Origin of the sequence: Algoriphagus limi (assembly GCF_024919275.1) — a bacterium.
GTDB classification, from domain to species: domain Bacteria; phylum Bacteroidota; class Bacteroidia; order Cytophagales; family Cyclobacteriaceae; genus Algoriphagus; species Algoriphagus limi.
Genome location: NZ_JANWGH010000003.1, coordinates 772156 through 791016, shown reverse-complemented (window position 1 = coordinate 791016; position 18861 = coordinate 772156). Strand labels below are relative to the sequence as shown.

The 18861-nt window shown below is 40.2% G+C and carries 11 protein-coding genes; 2 read left to right on the top strand and 9 right to left on the bottom strand.

The window, feature by feature from the left end:
• Nucleotides 1–3 precede the first annotated feature (3 nt).
• Both NY014_RS15630 and NY014_RS15625 read right to left on the bottom strand, forming a co-directional pair.
• Nucleotides 4–1179, bottom strand: a complete 1176-nt coding sequence (locus NY014_RS15630) for a hybrid sensor histidine kinase/response regulator (RefSeq protein ID WP_259415474.1) — start codon at nt 1177–1179, stop codon at nt 4–6.
• A gap of 43 nt (nt 1180–1222) precedes the next feature.
• A complete protein-coding gene (locus NY014_RS15625; RefSeq protein ID WP_259415473.1) occupies nt 1223–4654 on the bottom strand; it encodes a sensor histidine kinase in 3432 nt (1143 codons plus the stop codon).
• A gap of 114 nt (nt 4655–4768) precedes the next feature.
• Here NY014_RS15625 and sucD point away from each other — a divergent pair, with 114 nt between their 5' ends.
• On the top strand, nt 4769–5650 hold the full coding sequence (sucD, locus tag NY014_RS15620) for a succinate--CoA ligase subunit alpha (RefSeq protein WP_259415532.1): 882 nt from the start codon (nt 4769–4771) through the stop codon (nt 5648–5650).
• 123 nt (nt 5651–5773) lie between these two features.
• Complete coding sequence (locus NY014_RS15615; protein ID WP_259415472.1) at nt 5774–7405, top strand: ABC-F family ATP-binding cassette domain-containing protein; 1632 nt, start codon at nt 5774–5776, stop codon at nt 7403–7405.
• Nucleotides 7406–7479: 74 nt separating this feature from the next.
• On the opposite strand, the gene NY014_RS15610 is transcribed toward NY014_RS15615, so the two are convergent.
• From NY014_RS15610 to NY014_RS15580, 7 genes are all read right to left on the bottom strand, one after another.
• Nucleotides 7480–8229: an NIPSNAP family protein gene (locus NY014_RS15610; protein ID WP_259415471.1), complete on the bottom strand. Its 750-nt coding sequence runs from the start codon at nt 8227–8229 to the stop codon at nt 7480–7482.
• Between the two features lie 99 nt (nt 8230–8328).
• On the bottom strand, nt 8329–8523 hold the full coding sequence (locus NY014_RS15605) for a DUF6728 family protein (RefSeq protein WP_259415470.1): 195 nt from the start codon (nt 8521–8523) through the stop codon (nt 8329–8331).
• Between the two features lie 66 nt (nt 8524–8589).
• Nucleotides 8590–10572 carry a (E)-4-hydroxy-3-methylbut-2-enyl-diphosphate synthase gene (ispG, locus tag NY014_RS15600; protein ID WP_259415469.1) on the bottom strand — a complete coding sequence of 661 codons (1983 nt, stop codon included), beginning with the start codon at nt 10570–10572 and terminating at the stop codon, nt 8590–8592.
• A 4-nt stretch (nt 10573–10576) separates the two neighbouring features.
• Entirely contained in the window at nt 10577–11281 is a 705-nt protein-coding gene (locus NY014_RS15595) for an SDR family oxidoreductase (protein ID WP_259415468.1), read from the bottom strand.
• Between the two features lie 66 nt (nt 11282–11347).
• The gene (locus NY014_RS15590) at nt 11348–14806 is read right to left on the bottom strand and encodes a DUF8818 domain-containing protein (protein ID WP_259415467.1); all 3459 of its coding nucleotides are present in this window, start codon (nt 14804–14806) and stop codon (nt 11348–11350) included.
• Between the two features lie 37 nt (nt 14807–14843).
• On the bottom strand, nt 14844–18548 hold the full coding sequence (locus NY014_RS15585) for an ATP-binding protein (protein ID WP_259415466.1): 3705 nt from the start codon (nt 18546–18548) through the stop codon (nt 14844–14846).
• Between the two features lie 55 nt (nt 18549–18603).
• A complete protein-coding gene (locus NY014_RS15580; protein ID WP_259415465.1) occupies nt 18604–18849 on the bottom strand; it encodes a hypothetical protein in 246 nt (81 codons plus the stop codon).
• Nucleotides 18850–18861: the final 12 nt, after the last annotated feature.

Below are 18861 nucleotides of genomic sequence, written 5' to 3'. Positions count from 1 at the left end.
GGTTTATTTTACAGGAATGGAAACCTCGAAGGTCGTCCCCTTCCCTACTTCACTTGTAAAAGTGATATCTCCATTCATTACTTCCAAACACTTTTTGACGATGGAAAGTCCAAGGCCTGAACCTTCGACAATACCAACATTCTTTGCTCGGAAAAAACGGTCAAATAGCTGACTTTGTTCGGACTTTGGAATTCCTATCCCAAAATCCTCCACTTTGCCTTTTAAAAATCCATCTTCGAAGTCCAAGGTAAAAATCACATCTCCATTGTCTTTTGAATACTTAATGGCATTGGAAAGTAAATTTTCAAAAACTTGATATAAAAGCTCAGAATCTGATGTAATTGTCTTTGGAAGCTTACCCAAATTGGTGGTGATTTTCACACCATTTTCAATTCCTGCCTTGACCGTATCCAAAACTTCCTTCACGAAGGCACCCAAAAACATCTTCTTAGGCTTGAATTCCATTTGGTTGGCGTCAGCCTTTCCAAAGAACAAGACACTAGTCAATAGATTATTTAAAGCCCGGACGGAATTTTCAATTTTGAAGGCATGCTTCGTAATTTTTGGCTTGAAAGGATGATCTTTTTCTGCATACATCTGAAGTAATTGAGCCGAACTCAAAATAGAGGTCAATGGAGTCTTGAAACCATGGGAAACGTTTAAGACAATTCGGGATTTTAATTCATTAATCTCTCGTTCCTTTTCCAATGCCTTGGTTAATTCCTTGTTGGCCTCATAAAGTTCAGCCGTTCTGATCCGGACTTTTTCCTCCAATTCATTATTTAACTTCTGAAGCTCTTTTTCCTTTCTGTCCTTAAAAATCGCCAACTCAATCACCATATTGAGTTCGCGGATATTGAAAGGTTTGATAACGTAAGCACTAGGATTTGTACCGACTACTTTGTTTAGTGTTTCGGCATCGGAACTCGCACTGAGATAGACGACAGGAATATCATATTTCTCATTGATAATCTCTGTCGTTTTGATTCCATCTAGATCTCCAGCTAAGTTGATATCCATCATCACGATATCTGCTTGCTGCTCTTCCAAAATATCTAAAGCCTTTTCGCCTGTATCTGCAATACCGATGATTTCATGGTTATTTTTTTCTAAAGCTCGCTGAAGTAACAGTGCAGAAACAGAGTCATCTTCTACGATGAGGATTTTAAGGCTAAACATGTACGATTAAGTCAAAATGAATCTAAATGGGAAAATACAAAAATTATGAATCTGACAATGGAATTTCAACTCGAGCTAATGTTCCCTGACCTTTTTTACTTGTCAGGTGAATAGTACCACCTAGAATTTTTACCAGATTTTCGGTGATGGCCATACCCAATCCAGTTCCCTCAAATTGCCGATGATGCCCGGTACTTTCTTGCTCAAATGGCTGGAAAACCTTAGGCAAAAACTCCTCCGAAATTCCCACTCCTCGATCAGCAACTTCTAGAATCAAGTTTCTATTTTCTTCTGAAACTGTAACTGTAATATCACCTTGGTGAGAGTATTTGATAGCATTTCCTATCAAATTATTGAGTATCATTTCTGTAAAGCGCTGATCGATATTTCCTTTCAGGTTTTTCTTCAAAAACTTTCTTTCGATCTTCAAGCCCTTCTTAGAAGCTAGCGAATCCAAAGGCCGAATCACTTTTTCAACGAATGGATTGATCTCCGTCTCTGTTCGGATAATATCCATTTTCTTAGCTTCGATTTTAGCCATATCCAAAATGGAAGTAATGGTAGCCAATAAGCGCTCTCCGCTTTGAAGAATGATATCAAGTTCAGAAAGCAATTTGGGATCGTTCTGCCTAGTCATCATGACATGCTCCGTTCCTCCAAGAATAACATTTAGCGGAGTGCGAATTTCATGACTTACATTGGAAAGAAGACTTGTTTTAAACCGGTTGGCTTCTTCTGCCTTTTCTTTTGCATCCCTAAGGTTATTTTCAATTTCTTTTTCTGCTGTCACATCTCTAAAAACTGTAAGCAACAACTGACCGCTTTCCATTTTTGATGGAATCTTTTTGGTGTATACCTCCATCTCCATTTTACCCAAAGGCCAAAAAACTTCTTTTTCAAAGGTCAGCCCTGATTCAGGCAAATCCTTAATTATTGAGTGATAGCTTTCGAAAAACAATGAATCATTCAAAAGTTCAGAAAGATTTTCACCCTCCAGACTCTCTCCTTTTCGGAGCACCCAATTGGTAAAAACTGGGTTTGCAGCAATTATTTTCTCCCCATCAATGGTTAGCAAAAGCGCATCCTTCGAACTGTCCCACACATTTTTGAATTGTTCTTCAGCCCTACTTTTCTCTTGATCTTTTCGATCAACAACAGTTTTTAAGATCCCCAATTTTCGAAGTTGCGCATAAAAGGACTGGATCAAAAAGCCCAACCCAATGAGGAATAAGGCAGCCAGCACGATAAACCAAAAACGAAGGTAAAAAGGCTGAAGAACTTCGAAAGAAGCTGTCTGCAGAGTCGGTGAAAATCGATCTTCTTCAAAAGAAGCCTTGATTTCAAATTGATAATCTCCTGGTGGAATATTTGGGTAAAAAATCCGATTAGACTTGGGGTCTTTCAGCAATTCCCAGTCTTCTTCCAAACCTAAAAGTCGGTATTGAACCCATAATTCCTTCTCACGATTGAATGCGATAGCAGAAAAATCAATTTCAAGAGTATTGTTCGAAAAAGAGGTCTTCAAATTGGATTTTCCCAGCATCTCCTCACCTCCAAGTTTGACAGAATTTAGATTCAATCGAGGCACACCCTTAGAAATAAACTTTTCATCTTGAAAGTAAATCGTCAATCCTTCAACCGTCCCTATCAAGATTCGATTGTCATTTCCTTCAATTAATGCTCCTCTATTGGTTTCATTATTTGGCAGGCCTGATTTATCATTGAAATGAAGCAAAGAATCTCCCGTGTATTTAAAAACTCCATCATCAGTACCAAACCATTTTGCTCCCTGACTATCCTCCAAAATGGAAAAAACAGGATTATTAATCGGTTTGCCAACAGGAAAGTATGGTTCAACCTCCTCGCCAGAAATCCTTTTTACACCACCCTCAGTACCTAAAAGTAATCCCTGCTCTGTTTCTTGATAGTCATAACCTTCTGCAATTAATATCCCTGGTAATTGGATCAAAGGCTTAGGATTTTCTAAGCGACTTGCACGCATGATTATCAATCTTCCATCCGAAAGTTTCCCGGCTTTTCGCAGATGATAAAAATTTCCCTCAAAGACCTCTTCCAGTTCCTCTCGAATTCCGTTTTTATACAGATCTTCACCTCGATCATTAATGGATGCCAAATAGAGATTTCGCGAACTGGTAATAATCAAACTATCGCCGGCAACTTGAACTGATGCGATATTTTCCTCTTCAGGCGGAGTAAAAATCTCGAATCGCTCTGTCTGTAAATCAATTCTCCCGATTCCATTAAATGAGGCAGAAAACCAAACGCTTCCATCCACAGCTTCAGAAAAATTAACGATTCGGCTAGTAGGCGCGACCCCAGAAGAAGGATATTCATACAAGGTCTTGACACCGGTTCTTGATATTTTTTGAATCCCATTGTTAAAACCGAGCAGATATTCTCCAGATGGCAAAAGCGTAATGGCAGTCACCTCATCAGAAAGCAAACCCGATTGTAGTCGAGAGTAATTCTGAAAAGCCAAATTATTGATATTGGCTACTCCTCTACTACTCACTAACCACAGCAAACCTTCCTGATCAATCATAAAGTCCTGCAACATGAATACGCGGAAGATATCCTCTGAATCAATCAACAAGGGACGGAAAGAACCAAATTTCAATTTTCTCAGACCTGAATTAAAAAAGTAAAACACACTGCCTTTCGAAAATTCCATTCCCAAAAGGTTGTTGTAGGAAGGGTAATTTTGATCAAAATTACGGTCAATTATAACTTCTGGATTGGTAAAAGAAGAACCTTTTGCCAAGTATCCTTTTCCCAAAAAATAAAACTCTCCGGTCTCAAAGCATTTTTTCACCATCAAAGGGGGAGAGGGTAAAGCTATCCCTCCTAATCGCACGGGTTCCCAATTATTTTTGAAAACATAAGGGCCAAACCCTAAAAAATAAAATATCGATTGTTCTTCATCACCTCCCCAATGGGTTAGTGCTACATTTTTAAAAGGCTCTTTGTAAAGTTTTTTTGCTTCCTCCGTACCCTCAAAATGTAAAAGGTAATCCGGAACATCAATCAAATATTCCTTTTGTCGGCCCTTCCCTTTGGTGAAGAATTTTATAAAACCCAGAATTCCGACATCCTCTATTCCTTGAAATTGAACTTCCTCCCAGATTCCATACCCTCCTTTATAAAACTTGAACTCACCACGATCATTATAAAGCCAAATGGCACCATCCCCATCTCTATGAATGGAAATCTGATAATCAAACTCTGATCTAAGGCTATCTGGAATGGAATAAGTTTGAATCCCATCTGAATAAAAAACGCCTCGGGAGGTGGAAAACCAGATCCTCCCCAAGGTGTCCTGTTCGATTTGGAAAATATTTTGAACAGGAAGGTCTACCCCTTTAGGATTCAAATCAAACTTAAAAGTTTGACCAGACAGATTTCCGCCAACTAAGAGAAAACCAAGGCATAAACCCAAAAAGAGGTAGCGATTCATGATTCACAAGTTATAAAAAGATCGGAAATGCAGAATTACGTGGATATTGTTTTGCTTTTCTTTTGTCAGCGGACGCTTTCTTTTATTTTTGTGCGAAACTTTAACAAACGAAGCATGAGTGTACTAGTCAATAAAAATTCCAAGGTGATCGTACAAGGATTCACCGGCTCTGAAGGCTCTTTTCACGCGCAGCAAATGATCGAATACGGTACCCAGGTTGTGGGTGGTGTTACTCCTGGTAAAGGAGGAACGATGCATTTGGGCAAGCCTGTCTTTAATTCTGTAGAAGAAGCTGTGGAAAAGACTGGTGCAGATACTTCTATCATCTTTGTTCCGCCAGCATTTGCTGCGGACGCGATTATGGAAGCTGCTGATGCAGGAATTAAAGTGATTATCGCAATCACAGAAGGAATTCCAGTAGCTGACATGATGCGTGCTAAGCCTTACATCAAAGAGCGAGGTGCTATTCTTATCGGACCAAACTGCCCGGGTGTAATCACTCCGGGAGAAGCAAAGGTAGGAATCATGCCTGGCTTTGTTTTCAAAAAAGGGAGAATCGGCATCGTATCTAAATCAGGTACTTTAACTTATGAAGCTGCTGATCAAGTAGCAAAAGCAGGTCTTGGTGTATCTACCGCAATTGGTATCGGTGGGGATCCAATTATCGGAACCTCTACCAAGCAAGCTGTAGAAATGCTGATGAACGATCCAGAAACTGATGCAATCGTAATGATTGGTGAAATCGGTGGAAACTACGAAGCGGAAGCTGCTCGATGGATTCGTGAAACAGGGAACAAAAAGCCTGTTGTAGGATTCATCGCTGGACAAACAGCACCTCCAGGAAGAAGAATGGGCCATGCCGGTGCTATCATCGGTGGAGCGGATGATACCGCTGCGGCAAAAATGCGCATCATGAGAGAAAATGGTATTCATGTAGCAGAATCCCCAGCTGAAATCGGAGAAACTATGGCAAAAGCTTTGGGAGTTGGAGCATAAATAATCTGCTCAGATCCTGAAAATATATTTAGACCGCTTCGATTGAATTCGAAGCGGTTTTTTATTTGCCTTTGCGCTTAATCAAAGAGATCCATCTACCTTTGTGCTTCGAAAAATTAAATTATGCTTTCTGTCGATAATATCGCTGTCATTCACAGCGGCAACACCCTTTTCAGCAATGTTTCTTTTGCCATCAATCCTACTGATAAAATAGCCCTTATGGGCAAAAACGGAGCAGGCAAATCAACTTTGCTTAAAATCATTGCCGGAGTAAATAAACCAAGTTCTGGCTCAGTCTCTTATCCAAAGGATTTTGTAGTCGCCTATCTGCCTCAGCATCTCCTTACCTCAGATGATTGCACAGTTGCTGAAGAAACAGCAAAAGCTTTTGCTGACTACCTGAATATGAAGTCTGAAATAGATCAAATCAATGAGGAGTTGACTAGGCGAACGGATTACGAATCGGAGGACTATTTCAAACTCATTGAAAAGGTTTCTGAACTGAGCGAAAAGTTCTATGCAATCGAAGAAGTGAACTATGAGGCAGAAGTGGAAAAGGTATTGTTGGGGCTTGGTTTCAAAAGGGAGGACCTAAATCGATCTACTTCGGAATTTTCCGGTGGTTGGAGAATGCGGATAGAACTGGCTAAAATTCTCTTGAAAGAGCCCGATCTGATTCTATTAGATGAGCCTACCAATCACCTAGATATAGAGTCTATACAATGGTTGGAGGAGTTTCTGATGAATAAGGCTAAAGCTGTGGTAGTCATTTCTCACGACAGGGCTTTTGTGGATAATATCACCACCCGAACTATAGAGGTGACTATGGGACGGATTTATGACTACAAGGCGAAATACAGTCACTATCTGGAACTCCGTAAAGAACGTCGAGAACAGCAGCAGAAGCATTACGAAGAACAGCAAAAATTTATCGCTGAGACTACCGAATTTATCGAGCGATTTAAGGGTACCTATTCCAAAACGCTTCAGGTGCAATCCCGGGTAAAAATGCTCGAGAAACTGGAAATAGTTGAAGTGGATGAAGTGGATACTTCAGCCTTAAAGTTGCGATTCCCTCCTTCTCCAAGATCCGGAAAATATCCAGTGATCGTGGACGAAATGAGCAAATCCTATGGAGACCATGTGGTTTTCAAAGATGCTTCCATGACTATTGAGCAGGGACAAAAGGTAGCCTTCGTCGGGAAAAACGGAGAAGGTAAATCCACCATGATCAAAGCCATCATGGGCGAGATTGATTTCGAAGGAAAATGTGAATTGGGACACAATGCCATGGTAGGCTATTTCGCCCAAAACCAAGCTTCACTTTTGGATGAAAGCCTGACTATTTTTGAAACTATCGATCATATCGCGGTAGGTGAAATCCGAACTAAAATCAAGGATATCCTAGGAGCCTTTATGTTTAAAGGTGACGACATCAACAAAAAAGTAAAAGTCCTTTCTGGTGGTGAAAAGACCCGATTAGCGATGATCAAATTATTACTGGAACCAGTGAATCTATTGATCCTTGATGAACCTACCAACCATCTGGACATGAAAACAAAAGACATCATCAAAGATGCCTTAAAGGCTTTCGATGGTACATTAATCGTAGTTTCTCATGATAGAGACTTCTTGGATGGTTTGGTTACCAAGGTTTTTGAATTTGGAAACAAACGCATAAAAGAGCACTTCGAAGACATCAATGGATTCTTGAGAAACAAGAAAATCGAGAATTTGAAAGAGGTAGAGCGGTAGGATGATTTGTAAGCGGTAAATAGTAAGCAATATTGAATACTCCTTACTATTTACCGTTTATGATTTTTAATAAGTTATTTTATTGACGAGAAAGGCAAGGTCTTCAAAAACACAGCATCCACCTTCTCTACAATTTTTCCATTCTTTTCTGACTCATCTCTTGCTTTGATCCAGTCTGGATCTTTGATGAAATTGGAAAATGCCTGCTCAAAGCTTTCCAAATCCTGATGCCCTAGGAGATAAACCAGTTTGGGTTGGCTTCCGTCCTTTTCGACTGTTTCGAAATAAGGGTAATTTATCAGGCCTTGCTTTGCAAACAAATCTTGGGTATGATCTTTAAACCGCTTTTCGAGATTAGGTAGTTTATTATCGAAGCAGGTATAGATTCGAAGCTGAAAAATTCCAGAATTACCTGAAATAGACTTTTCATTTAATCCCGGGGCCGGAACCATAAATGTTTCCTGAATGGATTGAACCAAAGGACCATTTTTTCTGGATTCTTCATATACTTTTTTCCAATCTGGATCATTCAAAAACTTCTGCCACATTTGATCCCGAGATTCCACATCAGGATAGCCTAGGATGTAGTATAACTTGTTTTCATCGGGATCATTCGGCAGAAAATAGGCGATGTTTTCCATCCCTGCTTTCTCAAAAAGAAACCTTGTATGATTTTCAAACCGGCTGACTAAATCTTGCAATTTGCCCGGGTGGGCCGTGTAAATTCGGAGTTCGTAATAATTGGAGTTCTTTAAGGGCTGCTGCTGCGCCCAAGAGGAAAAGGTGAAAAGCAACAGAAATAAACTTCCTAGTAAGGTTCTCATGATTGGGTGAATCGTTAAGTTGAATCTTCAAAATACTTCTTTTCAACAAAAAAGGCTACCGTTTTTAGCGATAGCCTTTTGATATTTTTCATGTTCAACTTACATCAAGCGCTTGATTGTCCAAACAATGATAGCGAACAGAAACAGGATGATGGAAATTTTATTGATTCCATGCATCATTCTAAGATTGAAGTTTGTTTTTTTATTGGGGTCGGGCTTTTGGAATACTCGGATAAAATAGTTCCCTACTTCTCCCAATTTGAAAAACTCCTTGACTTTATTTTTCTCTGCCATTTTTTCTCACTTTAATTGGCCAACAGCTAAGCGGGTGGATAAGTTTATTTTTCTAGAAAATCTACCTTAAATAGTTTCTGGCTCAGTCCACATTCCATCGGCACGGATAATTTCAATCAATTCATCCACTGCGTTCTCAGAAGGTACAGATCGCTTAATCACTTCTTTCCCTTTGTAGAGGGTGATTTTTCCTTTTCCGGATCCCACATATCCATAATCAGCGTCAGCCATTTCACCTGGACCATTTACAATACAGCCCATGATTCCAATTTTGACACCTTTCAGATGATCAGTTCGCTTTCGAATCATCGCAGTAGTTTCCTGCAAATCAAACAGAGTCCTTCCGCAAGATGGGCAGGATATGTATTCCGTTTTGGACATGCGGGTTCTCGCTGCCTGCAACACTCCGAAAGAGACATTATTGTGCAATTTGATCTGCTCCAAAACCTCCTCACGGGTATGCTCTCCTTCTTTTTCAAGGGAAATTAAAATTCCATCTCCCAAACCATCTACCAGCAAGCCACCCACATCTGTAGCTGCATAAAGCATTGTCTGATCTGCTGTTTGATCTGGATAACTTACCTTGACTACGACTGGGATAGAATTGTTTTTCTGAATCAAATGGACAAAAGCCCTTCTTATGGCTGGCATTCCATGTGCATTGGAAGTCTTCAGAATCAGGACTACATCTTTTCTGTTTTCAACCAAATCAGACGCTGATTCAATTTCTGTGTCCAAAACTTCCAAGAAATTCAACTCAGCATGGAAGGCATCTGACGATTGGAACTCCTGCAATGAAAACAAGGGATACTTATTGGTCTGATCCTGAGTGTTTTTCCAAACCTCAAAATTCTGGATTTCCCGCATTCCATTAGGAAGCATGAAAGGAATGGGGTTATCTCCTGAATAGACAAAATCGCAGCCTAAATCATTCATCTTCCATTTGTCTAATTCAGGAAGATAAAAATGACCAACAGCTTTCATTTCCTTTTCGGAAATATTCTCTACACGAGAAATATCCGTGATCACACGAGGAACATTTTGTCCTCCAAAATTATAGATCTCCTTGCTTTCCCGCTTCGTATGTTCGAAAGGATTGATAGGATATTCGTTGATAGCTTGAATCTGGGAATGATTTTTTCGATTCGTATATCGATCAATCAAAGCTTTGGCAACTGGTGCTTCAAACTCCGGATCTTCTGTCAAAGAAACACGAACCGTATCTCCAAGACCATCTTCCAATAAAGTACCAATTCCAACTGCTGATTTGATTCGTCCATCTTCAGCCTCCCCCGCTTCTGTTACTCCAAGGTGCAAAGGATAAGGCTTGAAGCCACCCTCATTTAACTTCTGCACAAGCAATCGATAAGCTTGCACCATGACCTGCGTGTTGGAAGATTTCATAGAGATCACGATATCATGGTAATTCTCTTCCTCGCAGATTCTTAAAAATTCCAAGGCCGATTCCACCATACCAAGTGGTGTATCTCCATAACGGCTCATGATTCGGTCTGAAAGTGAACCATGATTGGTACCGATCCGCATGGCTGTTCCATGCTCTTTACAGATTTTCACCAAAGGAAGGAAGCGCTCACGAATTCGCTCCAATTCCTCTTGATAACTCGCGTCTGTATATTCTATTACCTCAAATTTCTTTTTGTCAGCGTAGTTACCGGGATTGATACGAACCTTTTCAACGATCCGGGCTGCAATTTCTGCAGCATTTGGAGTAAAGTGAATATCTGCTACCAAAGGAGTTTGGTAACCTCTTTTACGGAGCTCATTTCGGATATTTCGAAGATTCTCAGCTTCTTTAATACTCGGCGCAGTAATACGAATTAGTTGGCATCCGCTGTCTATCATTCGGATACATTGCTCTACCGAACCTTGAGTGTCCATGGTATCAACTGTAGTCATGGATTGTACCACGATAGGATTATCTCCTCCGATTAGGACATCACCGACACGGACAGGAATAGTTTTTCGACGGCTATATTTCGTCAAGCTGTCGCAATATTGAATTTCTGAGGATTGAATAAATGGCTCCATGATATCAAATATCTCCGAGTTGGGGTCTTATCGTAATTTCTTCAACAACTGAGGACGGGGAAAGGTTGTAGGCTGCCCACACTGAATCTGCTACATCCTCAGCTTTCATAAATCGCTCTAAGGGTAAATCCACACCTTCCCAGCTTGCTGTGTAAGTAGCTCCGGGCAAGATGGATGTAACCTTAATTCCAAAAGGTTTCATTTCCTCCCGAAGGCATTTAGTCATACCTAGCATAGCCCATTTCGAGATAGCATAACTTCCTCCATTAGGATAGGCTGTAGTACCTGCAATAGAACCCATGCTAAACACATGACCGGATTTTCGCTTAATCATTTCAGGAAGAATTGCACGAACAAGGTAATAGGCAGAAAAAAGATTGGTGTGCATCATCAATTCGAAGTTCCCTTCAGGTTCATCATGAATAGCACCTGGAAGAAATACGCCTGTATTATTTACCAGCACATCGATTGTTGCAAAGTTTTTTACCTTCTCAGCAAAAGCAAGAACTTCTTCCTTTTTTGATAAATCAGCAACCTCAGCAAGCACTCGAACTTCAGGAAAATTTTTCTCTAACTCCTCCTTTAAATCAGATAAATCGGACTCATTTCGAGAACAGGTGGCAATATCAAAACCTTCTTGGGCAAAACGAAGACAAATTGCCCGACCGATTCCTTTTGTTCCACCTGTAACCAAGATGCTTTTTCGCATATTTTGTTCGTGATTTAATAGTTAGTATGACAACTATCTATAAGAAACAAAGTTATATTTTTTTTATCAAAACAGTGCAGAAACCTGCATTCTCCCCACATGGACGACTTGATCCAAGCCCTGAGAGTTTCTTCCTTCATAGACTAAGTTTAACTGTAGCCCATTTCCTATTTTCTGAAGCCAATTGATGGACCAAGTCACGTTGGTTCCGGGAGTTAAAGCCTGCAACATTTCATATCCAACCGGTGAGTTTACGACTCCATTGTAGTCAATCTCAATCCATTTTAAGGATCCAGTCACGGTGGTTTTTATAGCTTTAGAAAAGCGAATATCCATACCCGATTGATGAAGAAAAGCCCGTTCATTCAATTCCAGGTTTTCAAGATTCTTTTTCTGCGTGTAATTATAATTCGCCGTAAACCGGAAGGAGGGATTAGGTTGCCAAGCCAACTCCGGGCCTATCCCAAATTGATCCACTGTATAGTTACGATTATCTAAAAAATCTGAACTGGATTGCTTTTCTCCTTTATTTCCCATCACGCGAATGGTCAAATCTCCTCCCACATTATAGCGTGAATTGAGTCGCCAATCCCGATTGATCTGATCTTCAAAACCTCCTGATAAAAGTTGCTTTGATTGGGAATCAAAAAAGGAAAGATCCAAACCGTATTTTGCCGAAGCTCGATTGAAGAAAAAGCTTGACCTAATGACCTGGCGAAGTGAAAGAATATCCTCCCTATCCAAAGAACCAATGAATGGATTGATCCGATCCAAAAATTCATTGGAACTGACTTTTCTCTCAACGCTTAAACTGGAGGTATTGGAAAACTTTGAGATGAATCCTCTAAAGCCTCCTGACTCTTGCCATTCTCTCGGAAAGCCCGCTTGAATACGGTAATTCAAAATCGTGGTGTAGGCCTGAACATAGGTGTCAGTAGGTACAAAAACCTTGATGTAAAGTTTTTCCTCTGGATTTATTGCTAGATAAAATTCATTCAACTGCTGTATCCCGTCTTCATTATCATCCCGCCAGGTATGGGTACCATCACCATTTGGAGCGGGCAGAAAGACATACTCCCGCTGAAGCTCCCTTCCATTTCCTAAAGCATAACTCAATTCATTCCGAATTAGATTTTTTCCTATGCTCCCAAAATAATCCACCTTCCCCATCACTGTCAATTCCTCCGGTAAATCTCGAAGCACATAGCGAAGATTCCGATAAGTAAATGTCGATTGAAGGCTATGCTTGGACCATTGTTTTTGAAGCCTCACATTTCCAGTAAAGGCTTTGGTATCCGTCAAAAGATCACCCTCAAAAGGGGCTTTATCTGCTCTCCAAGCTGCATCTGCCCGAAATTTCAGTCTAAGGCTATCTTGGTTTTGAATGAAAAGTAGATGCTCCTGAAAATTCATCGCAGTCCGTAAAACAGAGTCCGTCTCTATTGCTCGTACCGAATTCCGATCTAAGGAAAAACGATAGCCAGGGACAAAAATCTTTGATTGGTAAGAAAGCTCACCGAGATATCGAACCCAGTCAGAGCGTACAGAATCCTGATTGCTTTCCAATAAGAAAAACTCATTCCTTAACCTCCACCTTTGAGCCAGTTCTACATTCCAATTTGCAGTATGCTGATGCCCATTTAGCACACCCTCTCTATTCCTTAAATAAAGCTGATAATCAAATCTATTTTGAGCATTTTTCTCGAAAGCCAAATTGGCTTTAAGGAATCTCTCAGCTGCAGAAGTCTGAGCTACCAAGGAAGGATCAATTCCCCAGTCCCGATCAAACTCGATATATCTAAATCGATCAATAAATGAAAAATTCCTGGAATTGTACTCGAACTCAACCTGACTTTGCAAAGTATATTCGGGAATGAATTTCAATTTTCGATCTTCAGAATTGAGACCAATTTTCCATCCCAAACCCTGATTATCCGAATCATCCAATTCCGAAAACAAGTTTTTATCCCTTGCAGACCAGGCCAGTTCGGAGTATACTTTTTCCTTTTCGCTCAATTTTATGCTTCCTCCCGCTGTCAACATTCTCCTACTATCTGGGGCTGGCAGTTGGGTCAAGATGGAATAATCACCTTGCGGCAGTCCATTTATCCGAGGTACATACTCAAAGACAGTCCCATTTGCTAATTGATTTACACGTCGATAGTCTCCTTTTCCATTCCCGACAAGAGAGAAGGCCAATTCGAAATGAGCCAACTCAGGATTGGTACTGTAGCGGTAATATTCCAAAGCATTTCCTGCCCCATCCAATTCCACCACACTTTCGTACAAAACCTTATTCGGGTCAAAAGCCACGCTATCGATCCGAGGAATTACAGCCTCCTCCACTTGATCGCCCACTCTTGCCAATAGGCTTAATTCCTCCTGAGAAAATTCCCGAAACAAGGGCCTGTTTCGATTATCTTTTTCCTGATAATAATTCAGGTAAAAATCTGCCTTCCCATTAGTCTGATAATGATTTGCCCCTAAAATCGAACGGGAAAAATTCCGCTCTGCATATTCAAAATCCACACGAATCCGGGAATATTGGGTAATCAGTACCGAAGGAGTAAAGGTGATTTCGGCTTGGTTATAATCAATCACATAATCAGCATTGAATCCCCGCTGAAGTTGTTTTCCATCCACAAAGACTCGTTCAGAATTTGCCATTACGATAATGAATCGCTCATTATTAGGCCCAGTCAATCGATAAGGCCCCAATACACCTTCTATGGCAGGAACAAGAATTGATGCAAATTTCCCTTTTGCCACTGAAGCAAATCCCTGCGTACTTGCCTCCCAATTTCCTTTTTTATAGTTGGTAGTGAGCTGCAGTCCTTGAACGTTTTTATAGTATCGAAGAAATTCCGATCGTCGCTGCTGCAAAACCACATCCCCTGCCGCCAAATTGAAATCATCATTATACAATTCAATTAGAACATTGTCGAAATCCTGTAATTGCTGAGTATTTCCTTCCGGCTGGAATGGGACGTTTTGATCGGTTATACTTGCCCGAATGCGAAGATCCTCAGCAATTTCTCCCTCCAATTGTAGATTTAGGGCTGAATTGACAAAAACGTTCTGAGTATTTCCAACTGAAATACCTCGTGTCAAACTTCCAGATTTATACAAATTGGTGCTCGGAAAAAGCTCTTCCCGAAAATCAAAAGCCTCTTGCCTAAGGGCTGTATTATCATAAAATCGAGCGGTAGAATCATAATCAACCAGCAGTGTTCGTCTCGAAACAGGCTGATCAAATCGAACAGAAAAAGTTCGGAAACATACCAGCAAACTATCTCCCTGATAATCTTCAGGTATACTTACTTGAAGCTGATTTTTGCTGAGATCAAAAGAAAAAGCTTTTTCAAAAGCCGAGGGCAATCGAATACTTTCCTCGATTATAGAAAGTGAGTCTAAAACCACTCCAGCGCGAAGGGATTCTACAGAAAATTGTCGGCACTTTTCCTGGGCACTCAATTGAAAAATTGAGCCAAATAGTAGCGACAAGATGATTACCCAGGTTCTCATAGCTTTTTAGCCTCTCCTTCAAGGTAGCAAAAGCTCCTTATTCCGTCAGTGGAAAGGTTAGATAAAAAGTCGTCCCCACTCCCATTTCGGTTTCAAACCAAATTTTACCTCCTGCAGTCTCTACTCCACTTCTAGCAATAGCCAATCCCAAACCCGATCCAGTAGATTTGGTACTGAAGTTTGGAATGAAAATTTTATCCCTCAATTCAGGTGGAATTCCCTTTCCATTATCCGTAATTTCTAAAAAGACATCTTGATCTGTCATCCAAAGCCACACATTGATTTTGGGAACTTTACCGGATTCCACCGCCTGAATGCCATTAATAATCAAATTTGAAATTACGCGACCAAACAGTTTGTCATCCCCTTTAATGGGAATTTCATCGGAGTAGGAGTCGTCCTTAAAGGTCATCTCCACCCGCTCATCATTCATAAACAATTTGATCACCTTCAGAAGTACCGCTTTGAAATTCATCCGTTCATTTTTCGGAAGCGGCATTTTTGCAAAGGTGCTAAAGGAAGATGCAATCCCGCTTAAAGCATCTACTTGATGAATCAATGTCTCGAATGATTCTCGAAGTTTGGTATTATTATCCAATCTTCCTTCCTGTTCCAGTCGAAGCAGATGCTGCAAGGTTAGCTTCATTGGAGTAAGCGGATTTTTAATCTCATGAGCAACCTGCTTTGCCATTTCCCTCCAAGCAGATTCTTTTTCAGTAGAGGCCAATACATTTTTACTTGCTTCCAGCTTGGAAAGCATGTTATTGTATTCATTTACCAGCAAACCAATCTCATCCTTTGCCTCCCATTGCATGGGCTCATTATTCTCCAAATTGGTGGTTTTCAGCTTTTGGGTAAGTAGGCGAAAAGGAAAAGTAAGATTCTTGGAAACAAAATAAGAAACGATCAAAAAGAGTATAAAAATCACCACAAATGCATTGAAAATATTGCTCAATACATCGGCAATGAGGGCATTCAACTCAGACTCAGATTCAAAGAAAGGAACCGATAAAATCCCTGAAATACCAGATCCTATTGGGTCTGGGATCGCCAAATAAACCGACTTATAGGAAAGCCTCCCGACTTGTTCTTCCGCTAAAAACTGAGCCTGATTCTTTTCCTCAATTGCCGAGATAGCCAAAGGATTAATCCGAGTAGAAAGGATTTTTTTATCAAAAATATTCGGCCGGTTTGTAGCCATTAAATTCCCTGCAGAATCATACAAATGAAGATCTGCCGCTACTGTATTTGCCAAGTTTACGACCTCTTCATCCAAGGATTCTGAATTGACTTCTGATGGGGTTCTATTTCCCAGGAAATTGATCAAATTCCCACGAATCAAATATGCCTTCTGAAAATATTGGCGGTCCAGATCTTCCCGATAGCTATTCGCCAATAAACCTATGGTGATAATGGAAATAATGATAATCGGAAAGAAGAAAGCGAAATTGAGATAAAGCTGAAGTTTTGTAGAATAATTAAACTCCCACTTTTTATACCCTTTCAACAAAGCATTGAAGAGAATGGCCGAAAATGTCAGAATAATAAAGACTACAAAGTAGAGAGAAATATTACCCAGAAAATACGAGAAAGGCCTATTGGGAGAAGAAATTACTACCAATTCATCTTCATTTTGTATTCCCAGGTGGTGATATCCGTCTGCATGAATTCCAGATCGAAAGAGTTTGCTCTCATCAAGCCGGTTTAAAAGACTTGACCCTAAATAATTGAAATTCCCAACATTTCTTACGAGCTCTCCATCCCTAAAAACAGCATAGTCATAACTGACTGGATCAAGCCGATCACTAAACTCCCGATCCAAAAGTAAGCGAGGATAAACTGATCCCGGCTGTACCCGAAGTTGCTTCAGCTCAAGGTATACAGTCCCTAAGGTACTCCCATCACGAATCACCGGAATAAAGGCAACAAACTGATTTCCCTGATCCGCTTGATTTCCTCTAATGAAATAAAGGCCACGCTGACTGGTCAAATAATCAGACTTAATATACTGGTCTCGGAGTTCATTAAAACTTCTAGAATCCTGGGTATTTATCAAATCCTGTCCATTGGCTGAAAAAACCCGAATATTTACCTCAAACTGATCAAAATAATTATCGAGATAAATTCTTCTGATTTTGGTTTCAATCGGTTCTTTGGAAAGTAAGGGGTCAGATAATCTGTTTTGAATAAAAAGGTCAGCTTGTACCCTGCCGAAAACTTCACCGAGGAAAAATTCTGTCATCACATCACTCTCAATCAAATTCTGATTGGCGAAACGGGTTTTGGATTGGTTCAATTGTTCCCGCTCGGTTTGAAAAGTAGACAGTCCGGCGATGATGGCACATATCAAGCTGGCAAAGAAGAAAGTCAAAAAGGTGTTCAATCCTAAACGGAAAACATGATCATAAAGCTTTAGTCGGATAATAGCATAAATGAATGCCAAATGAACTAACCAGGATAAACCTAGCCATGTCGAAAAAAGGAAAAGAATCAGGGCTACAGGAGCTCCGATTATTAATAAATATTTTAGAAAAAAGCGTCGATCAGAACGAAGCTCAAAAAGAAGACTGACCAAGGTCAGATTAAACAACACATAGACCCCAGCCCAAAGGAAGACAATCAAAAAGCTAATTCCTTCAAACCATCCAAAAGTCGGAATAGCTGAAATATCCATGGACCATTGGGAATTTTCAATTAGATCTTGAGGAAGGTACCAGACAATAAAAAAACCAAGAGATGAAATCAACATAAAAATCCCAAAGAAAACCTGGTGATCTCGATTGGTATCCAATACCTTGATTTTTTTCTGAACTACCGGGGTTGAAAATTGGTAGGCAAGCATTCCGCCAACCAAGACGCCGAACAAGGTATTGATCAGTAAGTCTCCCAAACTTGGATTAAGCCAGGACGAGGCATAATTGGTTGGGTCGAAAAGTTCTTGATTAAAATAAGATCCGGGAAAACTCAAGAGAAGCATCACCAAACGGAAAGCAAAAAAGACCAAAGCCCCATAGCCGATCGCTTGCCATCGTCTACCTCTTCGCCATTTTCTGAGAACAAAATCTGAACTCAAAATGAAGTACAAAAGGAAAACAGAAATGAAGAAAATTAAAATGGCAGGATTAGCAATTCTTCCGGCAGGTTGATATCCATATTCAAAATCCAATCCAAATAGAGGAATTCCTGCGGAGTTGGTGACCAAGAAAGCGGTATTTTCCGAAGGCTCAGAAATCCGGATTTGATCATTTCCAAACAAACGGCGATTTGCCCCTGTCAGCAAATAATCATTGGAAATGGAACCGGGCCAGTATAATCGGAAGGCATGAACTACAAAATAAGAATCCCCATTTCGGGTAAATTTTCTTGTTTTCAAAAGGAAAGTCCCATAGGGATCTTTCAATACCTGATATTCTTTGTTTACATCAACCTGATCAACATCAAAGCTTAGGGAAAAATCCGTCCAATAAAGGAGTTGACCTTGTTCGTTTAAAATAAAAAACGGGTGATTTTTATCCGGTGTAGCGACTTGCTCAAAACTCAATTGCTCATCAGGACGAACATCCATGAGAATTTGAACAAAGTCTTCATCAAATTCCCGATCGATCTGAATTATTTCCTCCTGTACTGCCTGATAAAATCCCTCTTCCTCGCTCTTTTGAAAGAAAAAGAAATTCGCAATCAAAACGATAAGCAAGGAAAGGGCACTGATCAGAATGATCAGCCTTTTGATATTTGAGCTCATTTACTCTAAAAATAAAAAAAGCAAAGTCTTGATTCAAACTTTGCTCTTGAGAGAATTATCGGATTGCAATTTTAGACTTTCTTTTTTTGGCAGCTCGATACCACAATAAGCCAATTACTAAGGCAATTAGATAAGGCATGGCAAATAAATAAAGGATTCCGGTATTCAAACCTGCGCCGATAGTGGCATCGCCATTGCTGACATTATTTTCCACAGAGGCTCGGCACATTGCACATTGAGCCCAAGTGGCTACCTGATAGCCAAAAAAGAAAATAATGAATAAGCCTAATTTTAACTTCATACTTTTTGAGTT

What these genes read in the sequence shown, in the direction of transcription:
- NY014_RS15605 (WP_259415470.1), bottom strand. Translation starts at nt 8,523, where the DNA reads ATGGCAGAGAAAAATAAAGTCAAGGAGTTTTTCAAATTGGGAGAAGTA.
- sucD (WP_259415532.1), top strand. Translation starts at nt 4,769, where the DNA reads ATGAGTGTACTAGTCAATAAAAATTCCAAGGTGATCGTACAAGGATTC.
- NY014_RS15615 (WP_259415472.1), top strand. Translation starts at nt 5,774, where the DNA reads ATGCTTTCTGTCGATAATATCGCTGTCATTCACAGCGGCAACACCCTT.
- NY014_RS15595 (WP_259415468.1), bottom strand. Translation starts at nt 11,281, where the DNA reads ATGCGAAAAAGCATCTTGGTTACAGGTGGAACAAAAGGAATCGGTCGG.
- ispG (WP_259415469.1), bottom strand. Translation starts at nt 10,572, where the DNA reads ATGGAGCCATTTATTCAATCCTCAGAAATTCAATATTGCGACAGCTTG.
- NY014_RS15580 (WP_259415465.1), bottom strand. Translation starts at nt 18,849, where the DNA reads ATGAAGTTAAAATTAGGCTTATTCATTATTTTCTTTTTTGGCTATCAG.
- NY014_RS15610 (WP_259415471.1), bottom strand. Translation starts at nt 8,229, where the DNA reads ATGAGAACCTTACTAGGAAGTTTATTTCTGTTGCTTTTCACCTTTTCC.
- NY014_RS15585 (WP_259415466.1), bottom strand. Translation starts at nt 18,548, where the DNA reads ATGAGCTCAAATATCAAAAGGCTGATCATTCTGATCAGTGCCCTTTCC.
- NY014_RS15630 (WP_259415474.1), bottom strand. Translation starts at nt 1,179, where the DNA reads ATGTTTAGCCTTAAAATCCTCATCGTAGAAGATGACTCTGTTTCTGCA.
- NY014_RS15625 (WP_259415473.1), bottom strand. Translation starts at nt 4,654, where the DNA reads ATGAATCGCTACCTCTTTTTGGGTTTATGCCTTGGTTTTCTCTTAGTT.
- NY014_RS15590 (WP_259415467.1), bottom strand. Translation starts at nt 14,806, where the DNA reads ATGAGAACCTGGGTAATCATCTTGTCGCTACTATTTGGCTCAATTTTT.